This window comes from Thermohalobaculum sediminis (genome assembly GCF_023487995.1).
GTDB lineage: Bacteria > Pseudomonadota > Alphaproteobacteria > Rhodobacterales > Rhodobacteraceae > Thermohalobaculum > Thermohalobaculum sediminis.
Map to the genome: position 1 here is coordinate 70,802 of NZ_JAMFKN010000005.1, position 25,389 is coordinate 96,190.

Consider the following 25,389-nt stretch of genomic DNA (forward strand, 5'->3'; position numbering starts at 1 on the left):
TCAGAACGGCCCCGGCAGGCTCGCGGCGCTGCGGATCCAGCTCTCGCCGTCAAAATGGATGCCGCATTCGACCTTGGCCTGGCCGCGCCAACGCCCGGCGCGGGGATCCTCGCCCTCGCCCACGGGCGAGGTGCAGGGCGCGCAGCCGATCGATGGGTAGCCCCGCGCCACCAGCGGATGGCGCGGCAGGCCGTGGCGGTCGATATAGGCCGCCGCATCCTTCGCATCCCAGAGCGCGAGCGGGTTGATCTTCATCCGCACCGTTCCGGCCTCGACCTCGAAGGGCTCGAGCGCCGCGCGTGTCTGCGACTGGTAGCGTTTGCGGCCGGTGATCCAGGCCGCGAAGGGCTGGAGCGCGCGCTGAAGCGGCAGCGTCTTGCGGATGTCGCAGCAGCCGTCGGTGTCGCGCCGGTGCAGCCTGCCGTCAGGGTCCGCAACTGTGAGGTCGCGCGGATCGGGCCGGATCAGCCGCACGTCCCGCAGGCCGAAGCGCGCCGCGAGATCGCGCTGGTAGGCCAGCGTCTCGGGGAACAGCATGCCGGTCTCGAGGAACAGCACCGGCAGATCGCGCTCGATGTGCGAGAGCATGTGCAGCAGCACGACCGACTCGGCCCCGAAGGACGAGACGAGCGCGACCTCGCCGCGGTCGTGCACGGCCAGCGCCTCGGCCAGCACTTCCTCGGCGCTGCTCTCGCCATGGATCCGGTTGAGCGCGGCGGCGCTCGCGGCGGCGCTCATCCGGCGGATGGGGCGGGAAAGACCGTCAGCCATGATCCGCGCTCCGGGCGTCGAGGATCGAGGCGCGGGCCCCCGTCCGCCCGCGCTGGTAGGCGTGGCCGGCCCGGGCGATCGCGGCGAGCCAGTGCTCGGCCGGCTGACGCGCGGCCAGCGCGTCGGGGATCTCGACCTCGTCGAAGCCGCATTCCAGGAGATAGGCGAACTGGTCCGCGATGACCGGCCCGGCGGCGCGCAGCCGCCCGGTGTAGCCAAGCTCCCGCAGCCGCCGCGCGATCGAGAAGCCGCGCCCGTCGTTGAAGGCCGGGAAGTCGATCGAGATCAGCGCGAGCCGCGAGAACTCGCTCGCCAATGCGGCGGCGTCGGCGGTGTTCGGCAGATGCACGCCGAGAGGCGCATGGTCGAGCCCGGCCAGCCGGTCGGGGTCGACGATCGCCGGGCCGTCCGGCAGGGGCTCGTCCCGCTGCACCCGCACCCACGGGTCGGCGATCGGGCCGCCGCGGTCAATGAGCAGGCTCATAGAGCGCCTCCCTGAACGGCTCCATGCCAACGCGGCGGTAGGTCTGCAGGAAGGTCTCGCGCCGCGACGTGCGCAGCTCGAGATAGCGGTCGACCAGGGTCTCGATGACGCCCGGCACCTCGTCGAATGCGAAGCCCGGCCCGGTGCGCTCGCCCAGCGATGCATCGGCCCCGGCATGGCCGCCGAGTGTGATCTGGTAGCTCTCGACCCCCGCCTTGTCGATGCCGAGGATGCCGATATGCCCGACGTGGTGGTGGCCGCAGGCATTGATGCAGCCCGAGATCTTGATCGCGAGCGGCCCGATCTCGGCCTGCCGGCGCGGATCGCCGAAACGGCGCGAGATCGCCTGCGCCACCGGGATCGAGCGGGCGGTGGCGAGCGCGCAGTAGTCGAGACCGGGGCAGGCGATGATGTCGGTCACGAGGCCGCGGTTCGGGGCGTCGAGCCCCACGCCCGCAAGGCCCCGGAACACCTTCGGCAGATCGCCCAAGCCGACCGAAGGCAGCACGATGTTCTGCTCGTGCGTCACCCGCAGCTCCGCCCCCGAATGGGCCTCGGCCAGATCCGCGAGCACGCGCATCTGCTCGGCCGTGGCGTCCCCCGGCACGCCGCCCACCGGCTTGAGCGAGACCGTGACGGCGCGATAGCCGGGCACGCGGTGGGGGTGGGTGTTCTGCCCGACCCAGGCGGCGAAGGCGGGATCTGCCTTGAGTGCACGCTCGAAGCCCGCGTCCTCCGCGGGTCGCGCCGGCAGGGGGGCGGGCGCGAAATAGGCGGCGATGCGGGCCACCTCGGCCTCGGGCGCGGCAATGGCGGCGCGGTCGAGCCGGGCGAACTCCTCCTCCACCTGCCGGCGATATTCCTCGATTCCGAGCTCGTGGACCAGGATCTTGATGCGCGCCTTGAACTTGTTGTCGCGCCGGCCGTGCAGGTTGTAGACCCGCAGAGCGGCCTCGAGATAGGGCAGCAGGTCGGCCTTCGGCAAGAAGGCGCGCAGTTCCTTGGCCAGCATCGGCGTGCGGCCCTGGCCGCCGCCCACAAGCACGCGATAGCCTACCTCGCCCGCGTCGTTGCGCACGATGTAGAGGCCGATGTCGTGGGTCGCCACCGCCGCGCGGTCTTCCTCGGCCGCGCTGACCGCGATCTTGAACTTGCGCCCGAGGAAGGTGAATTCCGGGTGCAGCGACGACCACTGGCGGATCAGCTCGCAGGTCACGCGCGGGTCCTCAATCTCGTCGGGCGCGACGCCCGCGAGAGGGTCGGAGGTGGTGTTGCGGATGCAATTGCCCGAGGTCTGGATCGCGTGCATCTCGACGGACGCGAGCGCGTCGAGGATGTCGGGCACGTCCCTCAGCTTCGGCCAGTTGAACTGGATGTTCTGGCGCGTCGTGAAATGGCCGTAGCCGCGGTCCCAGCGCTCGGCGATCTCGGCCAGCATGCGCATCTGCCGCGACGACAGCGTGCCATAGGGGATCGCCACCCGCAGCATGTAGGCGTGAAGCTGCAGATAGAGCCCGTTCATCAGGCGAAGCGGTTTGAACTCGTCCTCGGTGAGGCTGCCCGCAAGGCGGCGCCCGACCTGGTCGCGGAACTCGGCCACGCGGGCGCGAACGAAGCCCGCATCGAATTCGTCGTAGCGATACATGGCGAGGCCCTCAGGCGGCGACGTCGAGCAGTGCCGCCGGCCCGACCGGGATCGTGGTCGCGCGCGATGCCTTGATCTGCTCGCGCCGCGCGATGGGCCAGGGCGTGCCGCCGGCGAGGTTCACCTCGACGGCGTAGGCGCCGACCACGAGGTTCGCGCGCTCCGCCGCCACGCCGCGCGCGGCAAGCGCCTCGGCCTCGGCCGGGGTGGTGGCAACGGCCGCCCTCGCGATCTCGCGGACCCAGGTATCGGTGCCGAGATAGACGCTGTCGCCTTCGACGAGATCGTTCGCCGCAAGAACGCTGGGGATGAACGCCTTGGCCATATCGTGGTCTCCCGTGACTGGGGCGCCGGAATCACCTTCCGGGCGGTGCTTGCGCCTTAGGTAGCAATCAAGTTTGTGGAATGCAATAAATTACGAATTATGTAGCATTAATATATTAAATAACTTTTTTTATAAGTTAAAAAGATCTCTTTGACCGTGCGCGTCCCTTCGGGTATCCGCGCGCCATGCCGCCAAGCTCCTACCGCCGCTATGCCCGTCCGGTCCCGTGTGCCGATGCCCGGCCGGGCGCGTGGCGTCTTGCCGGCGGGCCGCTGTGGTTCCGCGAGGTCGAGGTGCTGCGGCGCGGCGCGCCGCCCGAGGTGCTGCCGGTGGATGCGGCGCTCGCGCTGTCACCGTCGCTCGCGCGGGCCGTGAGCCGGGCGGGGGCGCCGCGCCACCCGGTCGCCGGGCTCGACCTGTCGCATCCGGTGATCATGGGCGTGCTGAACGTGACGCCCGACAGCTTTTCCGACGGCGGGCGCCATTCGGCGGCGCGTGACGCGGTCGAACACGGTCTGGAGATGGCCGCCGCGGGGGCCGCGATCATCGACATCGGCGGCGAGTCGACCCGGCCCGGCGCCCTGCCGGTGGCCGAGAGCGAGGAACTCGCCCGGGTCCTGCCGGTGATCGAGGGGCTGAAATCCGCGGGCTGTCCGGTGCCGCTGTCGATCGACACGCGCAACGCGGGCGTGGCGCGCGCGGCGCTGGCGGCGGGGGCCATGCTGTTCAACGACGTCTCGGCCCTGACGCACGACCCCGCGAGCCTTGGGGTCGCGCGCGAGGCCCCGGCCGTCTGCCTCATGCACGCGCTCGGCGACCCGCAGACGATGCAGCAGGACCCGCGCTATGACGATGTGCTGCTGGACGTCTATGACTGGCTCGACGCGCGTGTCGAGGCGGCCGAGCAGGCGGGCATCGCCCGCGCGCGGGTGCTGGTCGATCCGGGCATCGGCTTCGGCAAGGCGCTCGAGCACAATCTCGCATTGCTCCGGCGCCTGTCGCTGTTCCACGGCCTGGGCTGCGGGCTGCTGCTGGGCGTCTCGCGCAAGCGCTTCATCGGCACGCTGTCGGGCGAACCTGAGGCCGCGCGTCGTGCGCCGGGCTCGATCGCCGCGGGGCTTTCCGGCCTCGATCAGGGCGCACATGTGATCCGGGTGCACGACGTGGCCGAGACGGCGCAGGCCGTGGCGGTCTGGCGCGCGCTGAGGGAGGGAGGGCAGAGATGACCCGCAAGCTCTTCGGGACCGACGGCATCCGCGGCCGGGCGAACACCGATCCCATGACCGCCGAAGTGGCGATGCGGCTGGGCATGGCGGCTGGCCGGCACTTCAGCACGGGGACGCGGCGGCACACCGTGGTGATCGGCAAGGACACGCGGCGGTCGGGCTACATGCTGGAATATGCGCTGGCGGCGGGGTTCGTCTCGGTCGGCATGGACGTGCAGATGCTGGGGCCCATCCCGACGCCCGCCGTGGGGATGCTGACGCAGTCGCTGCGCGCCGACGTGGGCGTGATGATCTCGGCCAGCCACAACCCGTTCGAGGACAACGGCATCAAGCTGTTCGGCCCCGACGGCTACAAGCTGTCGGACGAGATCGAGGCCGAGATCGAGCGCCTGATGGAGGCGCCGGTCGACCTCGCCCCCCCCAGCCGGATCGGCGTCATGGAGAGGCTCGACGACGGCCATGCGCGCTACATCGAGTTCGCCAAGGCGACGTTTCCCCGGCGCCGCGGCCTCGACGGGCTCAAGGTGGTGATCGACTGCGCAAACGGCGCGGCCTATTCGGTCGCCCCCCGCGTGCTGTGGGAGTTGGGCGCCGAGATCGTGAAGATCGGCGTGAACCCTAACGGCGAGAACATCAACCGCGGCTGCGGCTCGACCGACCCCGCGGCTTGCCAGAAAGCAGTGCTCGAAGCGGGCGCCGACATCGGCATCGCGCTCGATGGCGACGCCGACCGGGTGCACTTGATCGACGAGAAGGGCCGGGTGATCGACGGCGACCAGATCATGGCGCTGATCGCCACGCGCTGGGCCGCGGCCGGGCGGCTGGCGAGGAACACGCTGGTCACCACGGTGATGTCGAACCTGGGCCTCGAGCGGCTGCTGGCCGCGCAGGACATCGCGCTGGTGCGCACCCGCGTCGGCGATCGCTATGTCGTCGAGGCGATGCGCGAAGGCGGCTACAACCTGGGCGGCGAGCAGTCGGGGCATGTCGTGCTCGCCGACCATGTCACCACTGGCGACGGCCTGCTGGCGGCGCTGCAGGTGCTCGACGCGGTGGTCACCGAGGGGCGCCCGACCTCCGAGGTCTGCGCGATGTTCGAGCCCTTCCCCCAGCTCCTGAAGAACGTCCGCTTCCAGGCGACGGCCCGTCCGCTCGAGGACGCTGCGGTGCGCGCGGCCATCCGGGAGGGCGAGGCGGCGCTGGGCGCGACCGGCCGGCTGGTGATCCGTCCCTCGGGAACCGAGCCGGTGATCCGGGTCATGGGCGAGGCGGAGGACCCCGCCCGCCTCGCGGCCGTCGTCGATTCGATCTGCGAGGCCGTGACGCGGGCGGCCGGTTGAGGGGTCAGAGCCCCTCGGCCTCGTCGATCCCCAGCATCAGGTTGAGGTTCTGCACCGCCGCGCCTGACGCCCCCTTGCCGAGGTTGTCGAGCACCGCGATCAGCACCACGCGCCCCGACGCGGCGTCGCCATGCACCGAAAGCTCGAGCATGTTGGTGCCGTTCAGGTGCTGCGGGTCGATGCGCGCGCCGTAGTGGTCGGGCTCGACCACCGTCACGAAACGGCTCGCGGCGTAATGCGCGCGCAGGGCCTCGGCCAGGTCGCGGGCTCTGGGCGTGCCGGGCAGGGTCGCGAGATGCAGCGGCACCTGCACGATCATGCCCTGCGCGAAGCGACCCACCGAGGGCACGAAGATCGGCGTGACCGAAAGCCCCGAGTAGACCCGCATCTCGGGCAGGTGCTTGTGCGACTGCGCCGTGCCATAGACGAAGAAGTCGCCAGCCGTCCCCGCTGCGAACTCCTCGATCATCGACTTGCCGCCACCAGAATACCCGCTGACCGCGTTGATCGAGACCGGGTGATCCGCGGGCAGAAGCCCCGCATCGACCAGCGGCCGGATCAGCGCGACCGCGCCGGTCGGGTAGCATCCGGGGTTCGACACGCGCCGCGACGCGGCCACGGCAGCGGCCTGCCCGGGGGTCAGTTCGGCGAAGCCGTAGACCCAGTCGGGATCGACCCGGTTCGCGGTGCTCGCGTCGATCAGCCGGGTGCCGAGGTTGTCGCACAGCGCCACCGCCTCGCGCGCCGCCTGGTCGGGCAGGCAGAGGATGGCCACGTCCGCCGCGGCGAAGGCCTCGCGCCGGGCCTCGGGATCCTTGCGGCGCTCGCTTGCCACGCGGATCAGGTCGACATCGGCGCGTCGCTGCAGCCGCTCGCGGATCTGGAGTCCGGTCGTGCCTGCCTCGCCGTCGATGAAGATCCTGTGCGCCATTCCGGACGCCTCCCCTGAGCTGCGCCCGACCGTCGGGCGCGCCCATTCCGTTAGCGCCATCGCGTCGTCCGGGCAAGGATGCGCTGCACCGGGCGGCCCGGGCGGGTGTTCAGGCGGGCATGGCCGTTGCCGCGGAAATGCGGCCGCCCGCGATGCGCCCGGCGGCCGTGTCGGGCGAGACGCCCTCGGCCTCGGCCTCGGCGAGGATCTCGAGCAGGGTGTCCGGAATGCTTTCGAGCCGGGCCTTCGCCTCGGCGTCCGCAAGGCCCGCGAAGGGCCGCGCGACCGAGATCAGGCCGCCCGCGTTCACCAGATAGTCGGGCGCGTAGAGGATGCCGCGCGCCAGCAGCCGCGCGCCGTCGGCGGGCGTTGCAAGCTGGTTGTTCGCCGCGCCGCAGACGATGGGCGCGGCAAGCTCCGGGATCGTCGTCGCGTTGAGCACGGCGCCCAGCGCGCAGGGCGCGAACACGTCGGCGGGCGTCCGGTGGGCGTCGTCCGGCGCGACCGCGCGTGCCGCCCCGCGGGCAAGCGCCGCCTCGACCGCCTCGGGCCGGATGTCGGCGACGCTGACCTCGGCGCCCGCGTCGATCAGGTGCGCGGCAAGGCTTGCTCCCACATGGCCGAGTCCCGTGACGGTCACCCGCAGCCCTTCGAGGCCACGGCCGAGGCGGTAGCGCGCCGCCGCCCCGATCGAAAGGAACACGCCCCGCGCCGTCCATGGCGAGGGGTCGCCGGCGCCACCCGAGACGCCCGAGACATGGCGGGTCTCTCGCGCGATCTCGTCCATGTCGGCGACGGTGGCGCCCACGTCCTCGGCGACGATGTAACGCCCGGCGAGGCGCTCGACCGCGCGGCCCATGGCGCGCATCATCGCGGGCGTCTTGGGCCGATCCGGCGCGACCATCATCACCGACTTGCCTCCGCCAAGCTTCAAGCCCGCCAGCGCGGCCTTGAAGCTCATCCCGCGCGAGAGGCGCAGCACGTCGGTCACGGCCTCGGCCTCGGAGGCATAGCTCCAGATCCGGCAGCCGCCGAGCGCGGGGCCCAGCATCGTGTCGTGGACGGCGATGATCGCGCGCATGCCCGATGCGGCGTCATGGGCGAATACCACCTGCTCGTGATCGTCGAAATCGGGATGGGTGAACAGTTCCATGGGCGACCTCCCCGGCCATTCTGGTGTCGTTGGCACGCAGGATGGCGGGCGCGCGCGATCACATCAAATGACGGTTCGTTCTGTCGCGCCGGCCGCGCGGCATCGGGCTGGACGGGCTGCGGGCCAAGGTGCCGCGAAAGAAAGTTTCGCGTCACGACATGGAGTTTTCGCCATCGCCGGCCGGCGCGCGAATCACCCCTCGGAGCGGCTTGACCAGCAGTACCCAGTCGCGCCCCGCGCCCTGCCAGCGGCCGCGCACCATGGCCCGCCGCGCGCGCTCGGCATAGCCCGTGCGCTCGTAGAGGCGGCGGGCTCCCTCGTTCGCATCGGCCACGATGATGCTCATGGCCGGGCAGCCTTCGTCGCGCGCAATCTCCTCGGCGAGCCCCAGAAGCCGCGAGCCGAGGCCCCGCCCTCGCGCCTCAGGGTAGGCGGCGAGGACGTTCACATACCATGTCGAGGGCACGAGGTTCTCGAGTTCGATCAGGGGCACCACCTCGGGCGGAAGGTCGCCGGTGATCTCTTCGGGCTCGGCGCCGACCGCATAGCCGGTGAGGGCCGCGCGCACGCCGTCCCCCTCGTCTGCCACGACGATGAGGGCGCTCGCGGTCTTGTCGGCCTGACGCCTGCGGCCAACCTCCCACGGATCCTCGCCCGGCGCGGCCATGCCGGTCCAGAGCGTGAGCGGCAGCCCCTCGCCCGCGAAGTTCACGAGATCCGCCAGTGCGGGCGCATCGTCCCGGGTCGCGAGGCGGAAGGGGAAGGGAAGCTCGATCATCGCGCGGCTGCCATCCTGCTGCACCGATCCCGCGATACTGTCACGCAGGCCTCGGCGCGGCCACCCTTCGCGCCCGTTCACGCAATGGCGTCTTGCGCCGCGCCATGCGGTGCTGTTTCGCTGGCGTCGCTGCCCCCGCGCGAGCCGCCCGAGACCGTAGCCGACCCCGGAGAACGCCATGATCACCCTGCACCTCGCCCGCCATACCATCTCGCTCGCGGCGCTGATCGCGCTCGAGGAGGCGGGCGCCAACTACGAGCTTCGCTGGATCGACTTCAAGACGGCCGAGCAGCGCGGTCCCGGCTATCTCGCGATCAACCCCAAGGGCCGCGTGCCCTCGCTGGTGACCGAGCGCGGCATCCTGACCGAGACGCCGGCCATTCTCGCCTTCATCGCGCAGACCTACCCGCAGGCGCGGCTTGCGCCGGTCGATGATCCCTTTGCCTTTGCCGAGGTGCAGGCGCTGAACTGCTATCTCGCCTCGACTGTGCACGTCGCGCACGCCCATCGGATGCGCGGTTCGCGCTGGGCCGACGACCCTGCCGCCATCGCCGAGATGAAGCGCAAGGCGCCCGAGGTGGTGACGCAGGTGTTCGAGTTGATCGAGCGCGACCTGCCCGCCGATGGCTGGGCGGTGGGCGGGGCCTTTTCGATCGCCGACGCCTACCTGTTCACGCTGGCGCAGTGGCTGGAAGGCGACGGCGCCGATGTCGCGAAACTGCCCAAGGTGCTGGCGCATCGCGAGCGGGTGAGGGCCCGACCCGCGGTGGCACGGGCGCTGGCGATCGAGAAGGGCTGACACAGGGCCCGGATGCGACACCTGCGGCTCCGCTTGCGACATCAACCCGGTTGACGCGACCCCCGACCCGCGCGTAAGCGGTTCGTGGGTGCGCCGCCGGCAGGGCGGGTGGCGGCGGACTCAGGAATCCCGCCCTGACGACGGAGCGCGTCCATGACGTTCCCCTCCACGCCCGAGCTGCGTCCTCGGCGTCCCGAATTCTCCTCAGGTCCCTGTGCGAAGCGTCCCGGCTGGTCGGCCGAGACGGTGGCGGCGCGCGCCTTCCTCGGCCGCTCGCACCGCGCCGCGGCCCCCAAGGCGCAACTGAAATCGGTGATCGACCGCACCGCCCGGCTGCTGGGCGTCCCCGCGGGCTACCGCGTCGGCATCGTGCCCGCCTCCGACACCGGCGCGGTCGAGATGGCGATGTGGTCGATGCTGGGCGCGCGCCCGGTCGACATCCTGGTGTGGGAGAGCTTTGGCGCGGGCTGGGCCACGGATGCGGTCAAGCAGCTCAAGCTGGCCGACTGCCGGGTGATCGAGGCGCCCTATGGCGCGCTGCCCGACCTGACCACGGTGCGGCCCGAGGCCGATGTGGTGTTCACCTGGAACGGCACCACCTCGGGCGCCCGGGTGCCCGATGCCGGCTGGATCGCCGCCGACCGCGAAGGTCTGACGATCTGCGACGCAACCTCGGCCGCCTTCGCGCAGCCGCTCGACTGGGGCAAGCTCGATGTCGTCACCTTCTCGTGGCAGAAGGTGATGGGCGGCGAGGGTGCGCATGGCGTGCTGGTCCTGAGTCCCCGCGCGGTCGAGCGGCTTGAGAGCTTCGTGCCGCCCCGCCCGCTGCCCAAGATCTTCCGCCTCACCAAGGGGGGCAAGCTGATCGACGGCATCTTCGCCGGCGAGACGATCAATACCCCCTCGATGCTGGCGGTGGCCGATTACGATGATGCGCTGGCCTGGGGCGAGGGCATTGGCGGGCTGCCCGCGCTGATGGCCCGCGCGGATGCGAACTTCGCGGCGTTGCAGGGCTGGGTCGACCGCGCGCCGTGGGTCGAGAACCTGGTGGCCGAGGCCGCGCATCGCTCGAACACCTCCGTCTGCCTGCGGCTCGTCGATCCCGCGGTCGCAGCACTCGACGACGCGGGGCAGCGGGCCTTCGTCAAGGCGATGGTGAGCGCGCTCGAACGCGAGGGCGTGGCCTTCGACATCGGCGGCTATCGCGATGCGCCGCCGGGCCTTCGGATCTGGTGCGGCGCCACGGTCGATGCGGCCGACATCGAGGCGCTGACGACCTGGCTCGACTGGGCGTTCGAGACCGTGAAGGCCCAGCGCGCCGCCGCCTGAGGCCCCGGCCCCCTCCCGCCAGCGGGAGGGGGCGTCAGCGTCACCGACAGCAGCATTGCGGCGACCGGCGAGAGGCACCGCCCCCGGACCGCCCCCGAACGAAGGACGTAAGACATGCCCAAGGTTCTGATCTCGGACGAGCTTTCCCCCGAAGCCGTCGCCATCTTCCGCGACCGCGGGATCGAGGTCGATTTCCGCCCCGAGCTTGGCAAGGACCCCGCGGCGCTCGCGGACGTGATCGGCGCCTATGACGGCCTCGCCGTGCGCTCGGCCACCAAGGCAACTGCCGCGATCATTGGCAAGGCCGCCAATCTGAAGGTGATCGGCCGCGCCGGGATCGGCGTCGACAACATCGACCTCGCGGCCGCCTCGGCCCGCGGCATCGTGGTGATGAACACGCCCTTCGGCAATTCCATCACCACGGCCGAGCACGCCATCGCCATGATGTTCGCGCTCGCCCGCGAGATCCCCGCCGCCAATGCCTCGACCCATGCGGGCAGGTGGGAGAAGTCGAAGTTCATGGGCGTCGAGATCACCGGCAAGACGCTGGGGGTGATCGGCTGCGGCAACATCGGCTCGGTGGTCGCATCGCGCGCCTGCGGGCTCAGGATGAAGGTCATCGCCTACGACCCCTTCCTGGGCGAGACCCGGGCGCGGGAGCTGGGCGTCGAGAAGATCGAGGAGGTGGACGATCTGCTCGCACGCGCCGATTTCGTGACGCTGCACCTGCCCAAGACCGACAAGACCGCGAACCTTCTCGGCCGCGAGCGGATCGGGCGCATGAAGAAGGGCGCGCGCCTCATCAACTGCGCCCGCGGCGGGCTGGTTGACGAGGCGGCGGTGGCGGATGCGGTTCGATCCGGCCATCTGGCGGGCGCGGCGTTCGACGTGTTCGCGGTCGAGCCCGCGAAGGAGAATCCGCTGTTCGGCCTCGACAACGTGGTGGTCACGCCGCATCTGGGTGCCGCCACCACGGAGGCGCAGGAGAACGTCGCCCTCCAGATCGCCGAGCAGATGTCCGACTACCTGATCGCCGGCGCCATCTCGAACGCGATCAACGCCCCCTCGATCACCGCCGAGGAGGCGCCGATCCTGCGCCCTTGGGTGCGCTGCGCCGAGGTGCTGGGCAGCTTCGCCGGCCAGCTCACCGAGGAGCCGATCACCGAGATCGAGATCGAGTATGTGGGCCGCGTGGGCGAGCTGAACCTCAAGCCCCTGACGGCCGCTCTGACCGCAGCTCTGCTGACGCCGCAAATGGGCGAGGGGGCGGTCAACATGGTCTCGGCCCCGGTTCTCGCCCGCGAGCGAGGGGTCAACATCGCCGAGACCCGCAAGGACGCGCAGGGCGCCTATGGCACCTACATGCGGCTTCTGGTCACCACCCCGGACAAGACCCGCTCGGTCGCGGCCACGCTGTTCTCGGACGGCAAGCCCCGCATCATCCAGATCAAGGGCATCGGCATGGAGGCCGAACCCCAGCCCCACATGCTCTACACCGTCAACACCGACCAGCCGGGCTTCATCGGCGCGATCGGCATGACCACGGGCCGGCTCGGTATCAACATCGCGACCTTCGCGCTGGGTCGGGCGGAGAAGGGGGGCGAGGCGATCACACTGATGGGCGTGGACGAGCCGCTCTCGCCCGCGACCCTCGAGGAGATCCGGGCCCTGCCACAGGTGCGCGAGGCCAAGGCGCTGGCTTTCTGAGCCGGGCCAGATGCCGCCGGCGACCCCCGTTTCGTGCGTGAAGCGGGGGTTATCCATCTCGTTCATGGCGCTTGTCTTGATCGTCCTCAGATCTGGCGTCCCATCGCGCGGACAGCCGAGGATGGCGCGCGCCGCGAGCCGCTGCGATCGACCGGTTGCGGGACTTGCATTCCCGCCGGTCCGCCCCGAGCATCGGGCGACGCAAGAGCCGAGGAGTCGCCCATGCCCGAACAGCCGATCCCCGCGCAGAAAGCCCCGTTCCCGGTCGAGGTCGAGGAGGGCAAGACCTATTTCTGGTGCGCCTGCGGTCGGTCCGCCCGGCAACCCTTCTGCGATGGCAGCCACAAGGATACCGGGCTGGTGCCAGTGAGATACACCGCCCAGAAGGCAGGAAGGGTGTTCTTCTGCGGCTGCAAGGCGAGCGGGAAGAAGCCGCTCTGCGACGGAACGCACAACCGCCTGTAAGGCATCGCGCCCCGGCCAAGTTGCCGGGCATGGAAGTACATCGCGATCGACCGAGCGGCGCGGCGACGACGGCGGCGCCCCTGCGCCGTCAGCCGGCCACGCTCTCGCCCGTTGCCGCAAGTTCCTCGAGCCGCGCGATGTCGCGGACGCGGAAGCGGCGCGGATCGATCAGCTCGATCACGCCGTCCGCCACGAGCCGCGAGATCTGCCGGCTCACGGTCTCGAGCGAAAGGCCAAGGAAGTGCCCGATATCGACGCGGGTGAGCGGCAGCTCGTAGACCGGCCGCGTCCCGCGCAGCGTGTGTCGGCAGCCGAGCTTGTCGGCGCGGCGGATCACGAAGAGCAGGAAGCTCGCCACCCGCTCGATCCCCGACTTGCGGCCCAGCACCACCATCCAGTCGCGCGCAGCGTCGAGCTCGTGCAGCACTTCCGTCAGGAGCGCGTGCTCGATGTCCGGGTCCTTGCGCAGCAATGCCTCGAACGCGGCCTTGTCGAAGCTGCAGAGCTCGGTGTCCCTGATCGCGACCGCCGTGAGCGAGCAGGTCTCGGCGAAGGTGCAGCCGAGGAAGTCGGAGGGGTGCATCAGTCCCACGATCTGCTCGCGCCCGTCGGGCAGGAGCTTGGACAGCCGCACGAGGCCCGAGATCAGGCAATGAACCTCGCGGCTTGGGGCGCCTTCGGACGAGATCACGCGGCCCGCGGGGACCTGCCGTCGGTGCGAGATCCGGCCGAGCGCGTCGATCGACCGCTCGCCGAGCGCGGCGAAGAGCCCGAGGTGATGCACATTGCAGATTTCGCAGGCGGGGGCGGTTCTGAGGGCGCGATGGTTCAACAGCGACAACCTCCCCTGACGGGCGCGCGGCTGCGCCCCGTATCATTGCTTGAAGGTGGGTGTACGGCGCGGGGCTGTCAACCAACGCGCCGGCGCAGCGGTCCCTCGGGCGTTGAGTTTCCAACGCGCCCGACTATGATCGCGCCGCCGCAGCGAGAGAGAGCCGATGAGCGAGACGCGCCCGATCAAGGACTATATCCGCACGATCCCCGATTTCCCGATCCCCGGGGTGCAGTTCCGGGACGTCACCACGCTGTTCAACGACGCGACGGGCTTGCGGCAGGCGGTGGATGCGCTGGCCAACCCGTTCACCGGGGACCGGCTCACGACGGTCGCGGCGATGGACGCGCGTGGCTTCATCCTGGGCGGCGCGGTCGCCTACAAGCTGGGCCTGCCCTTCGTGCCGATCCGCAAGAAGGGCAAGTTGCCGGGCGCGACCGTGGCCGAGGCCTATTCGCTGGAATATGGCGAGGCGATCGTCGAGATCCATCACGACGCCTTCGACGCGGGCGCCCGGGTGCTGCTGGTCGACGACCTGCTGGCGACCGGGGGCACGGCGGTTGCGGGTGCCAAGCTGATCGAGCGGCTGGGCGGGCACATCGTGGCGGCGGCCTTCGTGGTGAACCTGCCGGATCTGGGCGGCGAGGCGCGGCTCAGGGCAATGGGGATCGACGTGCTGACGCTGTGCGACTTCGACGGGGACTGAGCCGGCCGCCGTTGCGATCCCGTTCTCGCGCGGGCGGGGAGCCTGCGAGAGTGACCCAGCCTTCCCGCTCGAGGAGCCGCCCATGAACGCCGCCGAGATCATCGCCGCCCGCCTCCATGCTGCGGGCGTGCGCCACGCCTTCGGCATCCCGGGCGGCGAGGTCCTGACGCTGATTGACGCGCTGGTGCGGGCCGGCATCCGCTTCCACCTCGCGAGGCACGAGAACGCGGCCGGCTTCATGGCCGAGGGGGCATGGCACGCGACCGGGGCGCCGGGTGTGCTGGTCGCGACGGTGGGGCCGGGCATCGCCAATGCCTTCAACGTGGTGGCGAATGCCGAACAGGACAGGGTGCCGCTGATCGTGATCTCGGGCATGGTCGATCCTGCGGTCGCCATGACCTACACGCACCAGGTGTTCGACCATGGCGCGGTCTTCGCGCGGGTCTGCAAGGCGAGCTTCACCGCCGCCTCCGGCGCGGTGGACGTGATGGTCGACAAGGCGATCGGCATCGCCACCTCGGGCCGGCCGGGGCCGGTGCATATCGACCTGCCGATCAAGGTGGCAGCGGGCGAGGAGCCCGCCCCGCGCGGCGTGCTGCGCGGCCCCGTGCTGCCGACCGCGCCCGCGCCGGGCGAGGCGCTCGACCGCGCGCGCGAGATGCTTGCGGCGGCGCGGCGGCCCGTGATCGTCGCGGGGCTCGACGTGCTGAACGAGCCGGGCGGGGCCGAAGCCCTGCGTGCCTTCGCCGAGGCGGGTGGCATTCCCGTGGTGACCACCTACAAGGCCAAGGGCGTGCTGCCCGAGGATCATCCGCTATCCCTTGGCGGGCATGGCCTCAGCCCCAAGGCCGACGCGATCCTGCTGCCCTTGCTGCGCGAGGCGGATGTCGTGATATCCGCCGGCTATGACCCGATCGAGATGCGCATCGGCTGGCGCGACCCGTGGGACCCGGCGCGAGCGATCGAATTTGTCCATGCGCCCAACACCCATGACATGCACCATGCGGGGCTCTCCTGGGTGTGCTCGGTCGCGGGCGGGCTCGCGGCGCTGGGACGGGTGGGCGAGGGGCTGTGGCCATGCGGCACGCCGGGGGCGGTGCGCGCGCGGCTTCTGGAGGCGTTGCGTCCGAAGGCAGACTGGGGCCCCGATGTCGCGATGGCCGAGATGCTGGTCGTGCTGCCCGGGGACGCGGTGGCGAGCGTCGACAGCGGCGCGCACCGGATCCTGCTGAGCCAGCACTTCTTCGCACGTCACCCGCGCGCGCTGATCCAGTCCACCGGGCTCTGCACCATGGGCTGCGCGCTGCCGCTGGCGCTGGGGCACCGGATCGCGGCGCCCCAACGCCCGGCGGTCGCGTTCATGGGCGACGGCTGCGCCGAGATGGTGCTGGGCGAGCTTGCCACCCTGCGCGACTCCGGCGAGCCCGTGGTGGTGGTGGTGTTCGTCGACCGATCCCTCGCGCTGATCGAATTGAAGCAGCGCAAGGAGGGGTTGCATAACGCGGGCGTCGATTTCGGCCGCACCGATTTCGCGGGCCTCGCACGGCTCTTCGGCGGCATTGGCGTGACGGTGCGGGGGCCGGGCGAGGCGGGCCCGGCGCTCGAGGACGCGCTCAGGGCCAACCGCTTCACGCTGATCGAGGTGGAAATCCCGCGCCGGGCCTATGACGGGCTGATCTGATACCGGCTCGCACTGACTGGAACCGAGCCGGGAAGACGCCGCTGCCCCGGTCCCGCGCCGGGGCCTCGATGGGATCACCCAAGGCAGGTGGCCCGGGGGTCAAGCGCGCGGCACGCAGTCTGGCCTGAGCCGCGTAAGCCCGGATCAGCGCAACGTGGCATGAGGGGGCCACCCAAACTCGCGGCGGGTCAAGGATCGCCGCAGGCGACGGTCGCAAGCCGCTTGTCCCCGGATCAGGTCCTGGGCAGCGAGTTGATGCGCCGCGAGCTTCGGATCACCCTCGCCGAGAAGCGACCCTGCCGCTTCCCCCCAGCCACAACAACCGGCTCGCAGAGCGCCGCAAGGCGCTTTGAGAGCGCATGACTCGGTCGCGGGGCAGCGCCCCGCGACGCCGCTGAATTTCAGGGGATCAGGATCGCGCGGAAGTCGTTGACGTTCGTGAGCGTGGGCCCGGTGATGACCTGATCGCCCAGCGCCTCGAAGAAGGCATGGGCGTTGTTGTTCGCAAGCTCGGCGCGGGCATCTAGCCCCGCGGCGCGCGCGCGCGTCAGCGTGTCGGGGGTGGCGATGGCGCCCGCCACCTCCTCGGCCCCGTCCACGCCGTCAGTGTCGCCCGCGAGCGCCCAGACCGGGCGGCCGTCGAGCGCGACGGCGAGGCCCAGCAGGAACTCGACGTTGCGCCCGCCCCGCCCCCTGCCGCGCAGGGTCACGGTGGTCTCGCCGCCCGACAGCAGCACGCAGGGCCGCGGCAGGGGCTGGCCGTGGCTCAGAACCTGCGCGGCGATCCCGGCCATCACCTTGCCCATCTCGCGCGCCTCGCCCTCGAGGCTGTCGCCGAGGATCAGGGGCGTCACGCCGGCTGTGCGCGCAACCTCGGCCGCGGCCTCGAGAGAAAGCTGGGGCGCCGCGATCACGTGGTTCTCGGTGCGCGACAGGCGCGGATCGTCGGGCGCCGGGCAGCCATCGGTGGCGGCCAGGTGCCGCGTCACGCTCTCGGGCAGCTCAAGCCCGAATCGTCGGACGATCGCGCGGGCGTCCTCGGGCGTCGAGCGCTCGCCCACCGTGGGCCCCGAGGCGATCACCGCGGGGTCGTCGCCCGGCACGTCCGAGATCAGCAACCCCACCACGCGCGCGGGCCACGCCGCGGCCGCAAGCCGCCCGCCCTTGATGGCCGAGAGGTGCTTGCGCAGCACGTTCATCTCGCCGATCGCGGCGCCACAGGCCAGCAGCGCGCGGTTCACCGCCTGCTTCTCGGCCAGCGTGATGTCGCCCGCGGGCAGCGTCATCAGCGCCGAGCCGCCGCCCGAGATCAGTGCGATCACGAGGTCGTCCTCGGTCAGCCCCTGCACCGCCGCCAGCACCCGCTCGGCGCCGCGCCGCCCGGCCTCGTCGGGCACGGGATGCGAGGATTCGACGATTTCGATCTGCCGGGTCGGGCAGGCGTGGCCGTAGCGGGTGATCACGACGCCCGAGAGCGGGCCGTCCCAGGCGGCCTCGAGCGCCTCGGCCATCCGGGCCGAGGCCTTGCCGGCGCCCACCACCACCGTGCGGCCCTTCGGCGGGGCGGGCAGGTGGCGGGCCAGCATCGCCATTGGGTCGGCGGCGGCGACGGCCGCGTCGAACATGGCGCGCAGCAGCGCGCGGGGGTCGGCGGGGGGAGGGGCGAAGCTGGTCATGGGCACGTTATTTGCCCTCATCCCCGGCGGCTGTCCACGGGGCATCGGCGGCGGCCTCGGCGGGGCCGGCGACGCGGGGGCGCGCGGCGCGGCCCTCGCGGCGGGCGACGAACGCCCCCGAGACCGCGATCAGCGCCATACCGGCCAATGTCTGCGGCGCCGGCAACTCGTCCCAGAAGGCGAGGTCGAACACCGGCATGATGGCGAGGTAGCTATACTCGAAGGGGGCGATGCGGCTCGCCTCCTCGCGCCGATAGGCCTGGATGCTCGACATCATGCCGCAGACATGGGTCACGGCGGTGCCGACCATCACCGCGAAGACCGCGATCCCCGCATGGTGCCAGCCGGTCGCGATGAAGGGCAGGGCTGCGCGCGTTGCGGCGTCGAGCGGCAGCAGGCTCACCGCCGCGATGCCGGCAAGCCCGATGACGGTGTAGAGGATGTTATGCGTGAAGGTCAGCGCGATCGAGGATTCTCCCACGCAGCGCCAGCGCGTGGTGATCACGCCCAGCGCGTAGCACACCGCCGCCGCCAGCGGCAGCAGCACGGCAAGCTGGATCTCGCCCGACGCCGGCCGGATGATCAGCAGCACACCGCAGAAGCCCGCGATCACCGCCACGATGCGCCGCGGCCCGATCTGCTCGCCCAGGATCAACGCGGCCAACACGGTGATCAGCAAAGGCCCGATGAAGAAGGCCGACACCGCCTGCGTGAGCGTGAGGAACGGCAGCGACGCGTAGAAGAACAGATAGGCGCCCGAGAACACGACGGATCGGATCAGCGGCCAGCGCCACCGCGTGGGCAGGAGCGTCTGCCCGCCAAGGATGGCGCGCGCGACGACAGCGAGGATGAGAAGCGTCGCCGCCGAGCGCACCGTCTGAAGCTGCCACAGCGACACCTCTCCGGCGATCGCCTTGACGCTCGCGTCCTGCACCGCAAAGCAGAGCATGGCGAACAGGATCAGGCCGATCCCGCCCGCGTGCCGCCCGGGGGCGGCGCTCTCCTCGGTCGCGGTCGTCATCGCGGCCCCTCCTCGGGCGTCAGGATGCGGGCAGGGCGCGCGCCCGGTCGCGCGCCTTCGCGGCGGATCGCGTCGCGAAGGCGCGCGACCGGGCGCGCGCCCCCGTCAGATGTCGAGATTGGCGACCGAGAGGGCGTTTTCCTGGATGAAGTTGCGCCGCGGCTCCACCACGTCGCCCATGAGCTTGGAGAAGATCTCGTCGGCATCCGCCATGTGCTCGATGCGGACCTGCAACAGCGTGCGCGCCTCGGGGTCGAGCGTGGTCTCCCACAGCTGGTCGGCGTTCATCTCGCCAAGGCCCTTGTAGCGCTGCAGTGTCAGCCCCTTCTCGCCCTCGGCCATGATGACGTCGAGGAGTTCCGAGGGCGAGCGGATCGCCGTCTCGCGGTCCTTGCGCACCAGCCGTGCGGGCGCGGCATAGGTCTCGGCAAGACCGGGGCCAAGCTCGGCCAGCCTGCGCGCCTCGGCCGCCCGCAGCGCGAAGGCGTCGATCGCGCGGGTCTCGGCCACGCCGCGCAGGACGCGGGTGAAGCGCACGCCGCCATCGGGCGTCGCTTCGCCCTGCCAGCCGCGCTCGGTCTCGGGCGCCAGCGCGTCGAGGCGCGCGGCGACGGCCGCCGCCTTCTCCGGCGTCACCCCCGGCGCCATGGCGCCCGCGATGGCCATCTGCTCGAGGATGAAGCGCGGGTAGCTGGGTGGGAAGGCGTTGAGCACCGCCCTGACGCGACGCGCCTCCTCGACCAGCCGGATGAGGTCGGCGCCGGCGATCTGCTCGCCCGAGCCGAGTACCAGGGTCGCGGCCTCTATCCCCTCGCGGATCAGGTAGTCCTCGAGTCCGCGCTCGTCCTTGCAATAGACCGACTGGCCGCGCCGGGTGACCTTGTAGAGCGGCGGCTGGGCAATGAAGAGGTGCCCGGCCTCGATCAGCTCCGGCATCTGGCGGTAGAAGAAGGTCAGCAGGAGCGTGCGGATATGCGCGCCATCGACGTCGGCGTCCGTCATGATGACGATCTTGTGGTAGCGCAGCTTGCCGAGGTTGAACTCCTCACGCCCGATGCCGGTGCCGAGCGCGGTGATGAGGGTCCCGATCTCCTGGCTCGACAGCATCTTGTCGAAACGCGCGCGCTCGACATTGAGGATCTTGCCGCGCAGGGGCAGCACCGCCTGGTTGGCGCGGCTCCGCCCCTGCTTGGCCGAGCCGCCGGCCGAGTCGCCCTCGACGATGAAGAGCTCGGACTTGGCCGGGTCCTTCTCCTGGCAGTCGGCGAGCTTGCCGGGCAGCGAGGCCACGTCCATCGCGGTCTTGCGGCGCGTGAGTTCACGCGCCTTGCGCGCGGCTTCGCGCGCGAGCGCCGCCTCGACGATCTTGCCGACGATCTGGCGCGCGTCGGCGGGGTTTTCCTCGAACCATTCGGCCAGCTTCTCGGCCATCAGGCTCTCGACCGCGGGGCGGACCTCGGACGAGACCAGCTTCTCCTTGGTCTGGGACGAGAATTTCGGGTCGGGCACCTTGACCGACAGCACGCAGGTCAGCCCCTCGCGCGCGTCGTCGCCGGTGAAGCTGATCTTCTCCTTCTTCGCCAGTCCCGACGAGGCGGCGTAGGCGTTGATCGTGCGGGTGAGCGCGCCGCGGAAGCCCGCGAGATGCGTGCCGCCATCCTTCTGCGGGATGTTGTTGGTGAAGCAGAGCATGTTCTCGTGGTAGCCGTCGTTCCACCACAGGGCCGCGTCGATCGAGATGCCGTCGCGCTCGCCCCGGATCACGATCGGGTTCGAGATCAGCGGCTGTTTCGAGCGGTCGAGGTAGCGCACGAAGGCCTCGACACCGCCCTCGTAGAACAGCTCCTGCTCGACCGCGTCGGCATGGCGCTGGTCGCGCAGGATGATGCGCACGCCGGAATTGAGGAAGGCGAGCTCGCGCAGCCGGTGCTCGAGCGTCTTGAGGCTGTAGTCGACGTTCGAGAAGGTCGAGGTCGAGGCGAGGAAGCGCACCCGCGTTCCGCGCTGGCCCTTTGCGTCGCCCGTGACGGTGAGGTGCTTCACCGTCTCGCCGCGCTCGAAGCGGGCCTGATGTTCCTTTCCGCTGCGCCAGACCGTCAGTTCAAGCCAGTCCGACAGCGCGTTGACCACCGACACGCCCACGCCGTGCAACCCGCCCGAGACCTTGTAGCTGTTCTGGTCGAATTTCCCGCCCGCGTGGAGCTGGGTCATGATGACCTCGGCCGCCGAGACGCCCTCCTCGGGGTGGATGTCGGTCGGGATGCCGCGCCCGTTGTCGGTCACCGACACCGAGCCGTCGGCGTGGAGCACGACCTTGACGTGGTCGGCATAACCCGCCAGCGCCTCGTCGATGGCGTTGTCCACCACCTCGTAGACCATGTGGTGCAGGCCCGAGCCGTCATCGGTGTCGCCGATATACATGCCGGGGCGCTTGCGCACCGCCTCGAGGCCCTTGAGCACCTTGATCGACTCGGCGCCGTAGTCCTCGCCGTTCTGCCCGTTCTCTGCCATCTGTCAGGTCCTGACCCGTATCGTTGTCATGTTGCGCCGCGGCCCGGTCAGGCGGCGGCGAGGTGCGAGCGGCCATCCGACTCGCTCACGGCGATCATCCGGGCGCCGTCCAGCCCGTCGAACAGCTCCGGCCCGGTGCCGGTCATCCAGGCCTGCGCGCCCAACGCCCCGATCTCGGCGTGGAGCGCATGCCTGCGCCCGGCGTCGAGATGGGCGGCCACCTCGTCGAGCAGCAGGATCGGCGCGGCCCCAGTCGCCTCGGCCAGCGCCCTGGCATGGCCCAGCACCAGCGAGATGAGGAGAGCCTTCTGCTCGCCCGTCGAACAAGCCCGCGCCGGCATTGCCTTTTCGGCATAGACGGCCTCGAGATCCGAGCGGTGCGGCCCGTCCAGCGTGCGTCCCGCCGCCGCGTCGCGGGCGCGCCCGAGGGCCAGCGCGCGCGCCAGCCCCGCCGCTTCCTCAGCCTCCAGCGTGTCGGGATCGCCCCCTTCGGCAAGGGCTTGATGAAAGCGGGTTTCCATGTCTCCCAAGATAGCCAGATCGGCGCGCGGAAACAATGTTTGCGCCCCCCGCTGGGCCGCGACGAGACGGATCAGCGCGGCGGCGCGTGCCCGGGCGATCCGGGCGCCGAGGCGGGCCATCTGCGCCTCGATGCCGCCGAGCCAGGCGTCGTCCCAGGGCGGCTCGCGCAACAGGCGGTTGCGGGCGCGCATGGCCTTCTCGTAGCCTGTCGCGGCCTCGGCGTGGCTGGGGGTGAAGCCCATGGTCAGGCGGTCGAGGAAGCCGCGCCGCTCGGTCGCGCCCTCGGTCCACAGGCGGTCCATCGCAGGGGTAAGCCAGACCATGCCGACGAGTTCGGCCAGCCGCGTCTGCGGCGCGGGCTTGCCGTCGATCTCGACCGAGCGCCGCGTCTCGCCCTCGCCCTCGACGCCGGTGACGATCTCGACTTCGGCCGTGGGCGTCTCGACCTCGGCGCGGATGCGCCAGCCGGGCCCGCCGCGGCGCGGGATCTCCTCGGCCCCCGCCCGTCGCAGGCCGCGTCCGGGCGAGAGCATCGAGACCGCCTCGAGCAGGTTGGTCTTGCCGGCCCCGTTCGGCCCGTGGAGCGCGACCGAGGCGCCGCCGGTCTCGACCGTGGCAGCGTCGTAGGAGCGGAACTGCGCGAGGCGCAGGCTGAGGATGGCGGATCGGCTCATGGCTGCGGTCCGGCGGGCGGCGACGTGGCGACGTCCCCGCGCCGGAGGGTGCGCGCCGCAGCATCGGGGCGCATGGCGCGCGCGGGGCCCGTCAGACCCGCATCGGCATCACGACATAGACGGCCGAGAGGTCCTCGCCCTCGCGCACCAGCGTCGGCGCGCCGGGGTCGGCGAACAGGAAGACCGCGTTCTCGCGGTCGATCTGGCCGGCGATCTCCAGCAGGTAGCGCGCGTTGAAGCCGATCTCGAGCGGCTCGTCGTCATAGGCAACCGTCAGCTCGTCGGCGGCCGAGCCTGCCTCGGGCGAGTTGACCGAGAGGCCCAGACGGTCGTGATCGAGGCTGAGCTTGACGGCGCGCGAGCGTTCCTGACTGACGGTCGCGACGCGGTCGACGGCGCGGGCGAACTCCTTCGCGTCCACCTCCATCTTGCGGCTGTTGGCGGTGGGGATCACGCGGGAATAGTCGGGGAAGGCGCCGTCGATCACCTTCGAGGTGAGCACGAGCCCGTCGACCGAGAAGCGGATCTTGGTCTCGGAGACCGAGATCGCCACCTCGCCGTCGTCCGCCTCCAGCAGCTTGCGAAGTTCGCCCACGGTCTTGCGCGGCACGATCACGCCGGGCGCGCCGTCGGCGCCGTCGGGCAGGGGGGCGTCGATCCGGGCGAGGCGGTGGCCGTCGGTCGCGACCGCGCGCAGCACCGGGCCCTCGGCGCCCTCCGCGACATGCAGGAACACGCCGTTGAGGTAGTAGCGCGTCTCCTCGGTCGACACCGCGAATTGCGACTTGTCGAACAGCCGGCGCAGCGTCGGCACCGGCGCGGCGTAGGAGACCCGGTACTCGCTCGAGGCCATCACGGGGAAGTCCTCGCGCGGCAGCGTCGCGAGCGAGAAGCGCGAGCGCCCTGCGATCACGTCGAGCCGGCCCGAGGCCGTGTCGGCGATGAGCTGAAGCTGCGCGCCCTCGGGCAGCTTGCGCACGATCTCGAACAGCAGGTGCGCGGCCACGGTGGTGGCGCCCGCCTGCTCGACCATCGCGGGCAGGCGCTCGATCACCTCGATGTCGAGGTCGGTCGCGCGCAGGCTGACGCTGCCGCCCTCGGCCTCGATCAGCACGTTCGCGAGGATCGGGATGGTGTTCTTGCGCTCGACCACGCCCTGGGCGCGGCTCATGGCCTTCAGAAGCTGGGCGCGTTCGATCGAGACCTTCATCGCGTGATCCATTCCCTCGCGAAGGCGGCCCGCTTGGGGCCGCCCGGCAGATTTTTCGGGACACCCAGACTAGTCAAATCCGGGGCCGGATCAATGCCAGAATGCCACAAGATGCAGGGGTCGGAGGGGCTCACCCCTCCAACATACGCCGCAGAAGCTCGACATCCTCGGAGAGCTGACCGTCGCTCTCGCGCAGGCTCTCGATCTTCTTGACGGCGTGGATCACGGTGGTGTGGTCGCGCCCACCAAAGCCGCGGCCGATTTCGGGCAGGCTCTTCGAGGTCAGGGTCTTGGCGAGATACATCGCCACCTGCCGCGGCCGGGCGACGGCGCGCGCGCGCCGCGCCGACACGAGGTCGGAGAGGCGCAGGTTGTAGTGGTCGGCGACGCGGCGCTTGATCTCGTCGATCGTGACCTTGCGCTCGGCGGCGCGCAGCAGGTCCGCGAGGCATTCCATGGCCATGTCGAGGTCGATCCGCCGCCCCACCAGCGAGGCGAAGGCGACGAGGCGCGTCAGCGCCCCCTCGAGCACGCGGACATTCGAGTTGATGCGGTGCGCCAGCATCTCGAGCACCTTGGGGTCGAGCACGATCTCGGGATGCGTCGCCATGATGCGCTCGGCCTTGGAATGCAGGATGCCGAGGCGCAGCTCGTAATCGGCGGGGTGGATGTCGACCACGAGGCCCCATTGCAGGCGTGAGCGGATCCGCTCCTCGATGCCCTCGATGCGGTCGGGCGAGCTGTCGCCAGAGATCACGATCTGCTTCTTCTGGTCGATCAGCGCGTTGAAGGTGTGGAAGAATTCCTCCTGCGTCGAATCCTTGCCGGCGATGAACTGCACGTCATCGACCATCAGCACGTCGACCGAGCGGAATTCCTCCTTGAAGGAGAGGGTGTCGCGGAACCTGAGCGCCTGGATGAAGCGGTACATGAACTGCTCGGCCGACAGATACAGCACCTTCACCCCGGGGCGCGTGGCCTGCAGGTGCGAGGCGATCGCGTGCATCAGGTGCGTCTTGCCGAGGCCGACGCCGCCATGCAGGAACACCGGGTTGAAGCTCGCGTCCGGGCAGTCGGCCACGCGGCGCGCGGCGGCGTGTGCAAGCTCGTTCGGCTTGCCGACGACGAAGCTGTCGAAGGTGAAGCGCGGGTCGAGCGGGGCCGAGTTCAGGACCCGGTCGGTCTCGGGCAACGGCGCCGGGACGGCGGGCGCCGACGGCGCGACCATCGCGGGCTCGGGGAGCCGGATCGGTGCGCGCAGGACGCGGTCCTGCACCACGACCTGAATGCGGCGCACCTCCGGCTCGGCATGGCCAAGCATCCGGACGAGCGCCTGGCCGAAATTGCGCTCGATCCAGTCGGCAAGGAATCGGGTGGGCGCGACCAGGGTCGCGAGATCCTGGCTGAGGCCGACCAGCGAAACCTGGCCGAGCCACTGCTCGACCGCCTTATCGCCGAACTCGCGCCGCGCCATGATCAGAACGTCGCGCCAGACCCCCTCCAGCCCGCTGACGGAACCAGACATGGCGGCGCTCCTTTCCTGCAAAGGCATCTTCCCACCCCCGACTTGAACCACTCCTCATGCCTGCTCGCCCTCACGAAG

22 protein-coding genes are annotated in these 25,389 nt (G+C 70.7%); 8 read left to right on the top strand and 14 right to left on the bottom strand.

Annotated features, from left to right (window positions below; genetic code table 11):
• Genes M1105_RS11750 through M1105_RS11765 form a run of 4 tightly spaced genes read right to left on the bottom strand, consistent with a single transcriptional unit; the run spans position 1 to position 3,225 of the window.
• Positions 1-771: a phosphoadenylyl-sulfate reductase gene (locus M1105_RS11750; RefSeq protein WP_249580561.1), complete on the bottom strand. Its 771-nt coding sequence runs from the start codon at positions 769-771 to the stop codon at positions 1-3.
• Complete coding sequence (locus M1105_RS11755) at positions 764-1,255, bottom strand: DUF934 domain-containing protein (protein WP_249580562.1); 492 nt, start codon at positions 1,253-1,255, stop codon at positions 764-766. Before M1105_RS11755 ends, M1105_RS11750 begins: the two co-directional genes overlap by 8 nt.
• Positions 1,239-2,900, bottom strand: a complete 1,662-nt coding sequence (locus tag M1105_RS11760) for a nitrite/sulfite reductase (protein WP_249580563.1) — start codon at positions 2,898-2,900, stop codon at positions 1,239-1,241. The genes M1105_RS11755 and M1105_RS11760 overlap by 17 nt, the downstream gene beginning before the upstream one ends.
• A gap of 10 nt (positions 2,901-2,910) precedes the next feature.
• Positions 2,911-3,225, bottom strand: coding sequence for a DUF2849 domain-containing protein (locus tag M1105_RS11765; protein ID WP_249580564.1), 315 nt, complete (start codon positions 3,223-3,225; stop codon positions 2,911-2,913).
• A gap of 185 nt (positions 3,226-3,410) precedes the next feature.
• On the opposite strand from M1105_RS11765, the gene folP reads away from it, so the two are divergent.
• Positions 3,411-4,451 carry a dihydropteroate synthase gene (gene folP / locus M1105_RS11770; RefSeq protein WP_249580565.1) on the top strand — a complete coding sequence of 347 codons (1,041 nt, stop codon included), beginning with the start codon at positions 3,411-3,413 and terminating at the stop codon, positions 4,449-4,451.
• Positions 4,448-5,791, top strand: a complete 1,344-nt coding sequence (gene glmM, locus M1105_RS11775; RefSeq protein ID WP_249580566.1) for a phosphoglucosamine mutase — start codon at positions 4,448-4,450, stop codon at positions 5,789-5,791. Before folP ends, glmM begins: the two co-directional genes overlap by 4 nt.
• A 4-nt stretch (positions 5,792-5,795) precedes the next feature.
• Here glmM and argC read toward each other — a convergent pair whose 3' ends face one another.
• From argC to M1105_RS11790, 3 genes are all read right to left on the bottom strand, one after another.
• The gene (argC, locus tag M1105_RS11780; protein ID WP_249580567.1) at positions 5,796-6,722 is read right to left on the bottom strand and encodes an N-acetyl-gamma-glutamyl-phosphate reductase; all 927 of its coding nucleotides are present in this window, start codon (positions 6,720-6,722) and stop codon (positions 5,796-5,798) included.
• Positions 6,723-6,831: 109 nt separating this feature from the next.
• Positions 6,832-7,875, bottom strand: a complete 1,044-nt coding sequence (locus M1105_RS11785) for a Leu/Phe/Val dehydrogenase (protein ID WP_249580568.1) — start codon at positions 7,873-7,875, stop codon at positions 6,832-6,834.
• Between the two features lie 151 nt (positions 7,876-8,026).
• The gene (locus M1105_RS11790; RefSeq protein WP_249580569.1) at positions 8,027-8,653 is read right to left on the bottom strand and encodes a GNAT family N-acetyltransferase; all 627 of its coding nucleotides are present in this window, start codon (positions 8,651-8,653) and stop codon (positions 8,027-8,029) included.
• 178 nt (positions 8,654-8,831) lie between these two features.
• On the opposite strand from M1105_RS11790, the gene M1105_RS11795 reads away from it, so the two are divergent.
• The 4 genes from M1105_RS11795 (at position 8,832) to M1105_RS11810 (ending at position 12,953) form a co-directional block, all read left to right on the top strand.
• On the top strand, positions 8,832-9,452 hold the full coding sequence (locus M1105_RS11795; RefSeq protein ID WP_249580570.1) for a glutathione S-transferase family protein: 621 nt from the start codon (positions 8,832-8,834) through the stop codon (positions 9,450-9,452).
• Positions 9,453-9,605: 153 nt separating this feature from the next.
• On the top strand, positions 9,606-10,781 hold the full coding sequence (locus M1105_RS11800; protein WP_249580571.1) for a phosphoserine transaminase: 1,176 nt from the start codon (positions 9,606-9,608) through the stop codon (positions 10,779-10,781).
• A gap of 114 nt (positions 10,782-10,895) precedes the next feature.
• Positions 10,896-12,488 carry a phosphoglycerate dehydrogenase gene (gene serA, locus M1105_RS11805; protein ID WP_249580572.1) on the top strand — a complete coding sequence of 531 codons (1,593 nt, stop codon included), beginning with the start codon at positions 10,896-10,898 and terminating at the stop codon, positions 12,486-12,488.
• Positions 12,489-12,710: 222 nt separating this feature from the next.
• Positions 12,711-12,953 (top strand): CDGSH iron-sulfur domain-containing protein, encoded by a 243-nt coding sequence (locus M1105_RS11810; protein WP_249580573.1) that lies wholly within the window; start codon positions 12,711-12,713, stop codon positions 12,951-12,953.
• Positions 12,954-13,041: 88 nt separating this feature from the next.
• Here M1105_RS11810 and M1105_RS11815 read toward each other — a convergent pair whose 3' ends face one another.
• Entirely contained in the window at positions 13,042-13,785 is a 744-nt protein-coding gene (locus M1105_RS11815; protein WP_249580574.1) for a Crp/Fnr family transcriptional regulator, read from the bottom strand.
• 166 nt (positions 13,786-13,951) lie between these two features.
• Here M1105_RS11815 and M1105_RS11820 point away from each other — a divergent pair, with 166 nt between their 5' ends.
• Both M1105_RS11820 and M1105_RS11825 read left to right on the top strand, forming a co-directional pair.
• Positions 13,952-14,491: an adenine phosphoribosyltransferase gene (locus M1105_RS11820; protein WP_249580575.1), complete on the top strand. Its 540-nt coding sequence runs from the start codon at positions 13,952-13,954 to the stop codon at positions 14,489-14,491.
• Positions 14,492-14,573: 82 nt separating this feature from the next.
• Positions 14,574-16,172 carry a thiamine pyrophosphate-binding protein gene (locus M1105_RS11825; protein WP_249580576.1) on the top strand — a complete coding sequence of 533 codons (1,599 nt, stop codon included), beginning with the start codon at positions 14,574-14,576 and terminating at the stop codon, positions 16,170-16,172.
• A gap of 401 nt (positions 16,173-16,573) precedes the next feature.
• Here M1105_RS11825 and M1105_RS11830 read toward each other — a convergent pair whose 3' ends face one another.
• The 6 genes from M1105_RS11830 to dnaA form a co-directional block, all read right to left on the bottom strand.
• Positions 16,574-17,848 (bottom strand): glycerate kinase type-2 family protein, encoded by a 1,275-nt coding sequence (locus M1105_RS11830; protein ID WP_249580577.1) that lies wholly within the window; start codon positions 17,846-17,848, stop codon positions 16,574-16,576.
• A 7-nt stretch (positions 17,849-17,855) separates the two neighbouring features.
• On the bottom strand, positions 17,856-18,869 hold the full coding sequence (locus tag M1105_RS11835; RefSeq protein ID WP_249580578.1) for a DMT family transporter: 1,014 nt from the start codon (positions 18,867-18,869) through the stop codon (positions 17,856-17,858).
• Between the two features lie 105 nt (positions 18,870-18,974).
• A complete protein-coding gene (gene gyrB, locus M1105_RS11840; protein ID WP_249580579.1) occupies positions 18,975-21,380 on the bottom strand; it encodes a DNA topoisomerase (ATP-hydrolyzing) subunit B in 2,406 nt (801 codons plus the stop codon).
• Positions 21,381-21,427: 47 nt separating this feature from the next.
• Entirely contained in the window at positions 21,428-22,576 is a 1,149-nt protein-coding gene (recF, locus tag M1105_RS11845) for a DNA replication/repair protein RecF (RefSeq protein WP_249580580.1), read from the bottom strand.
• Between the two features lie 91 nt (positions 22,577-22,667).
• Positions 22,668-23,786 (bottom strand): DNA polymerase III subunit beta, encoded by a 1,119-nt coding sequence (gene dnaN, locus M1105_RS11850; protein ID WP_249580581.1) that lies wholly within the window; start codon positions 23,784-23,786, stop codon positions 22,668-22,670.
• Positions 23,787-23,916: 130 nt separating this feature from the next.
• Positions 23,917-25,311 carry a chromosomal replication initiator protein DnaA gene (gene dnaA / locus M1105_RS11855; protein WP_264759607.1) on the bottom strand — a complete coding sequence of 465 codons (1,395 nt, stop codon included), beginning with the start codon at positions 25,309-25,311 and terminating at the stop codon, positions 23,917-23,919.
• Positions 25,312-25,389 lie beyond the last annotated feature (78 nt).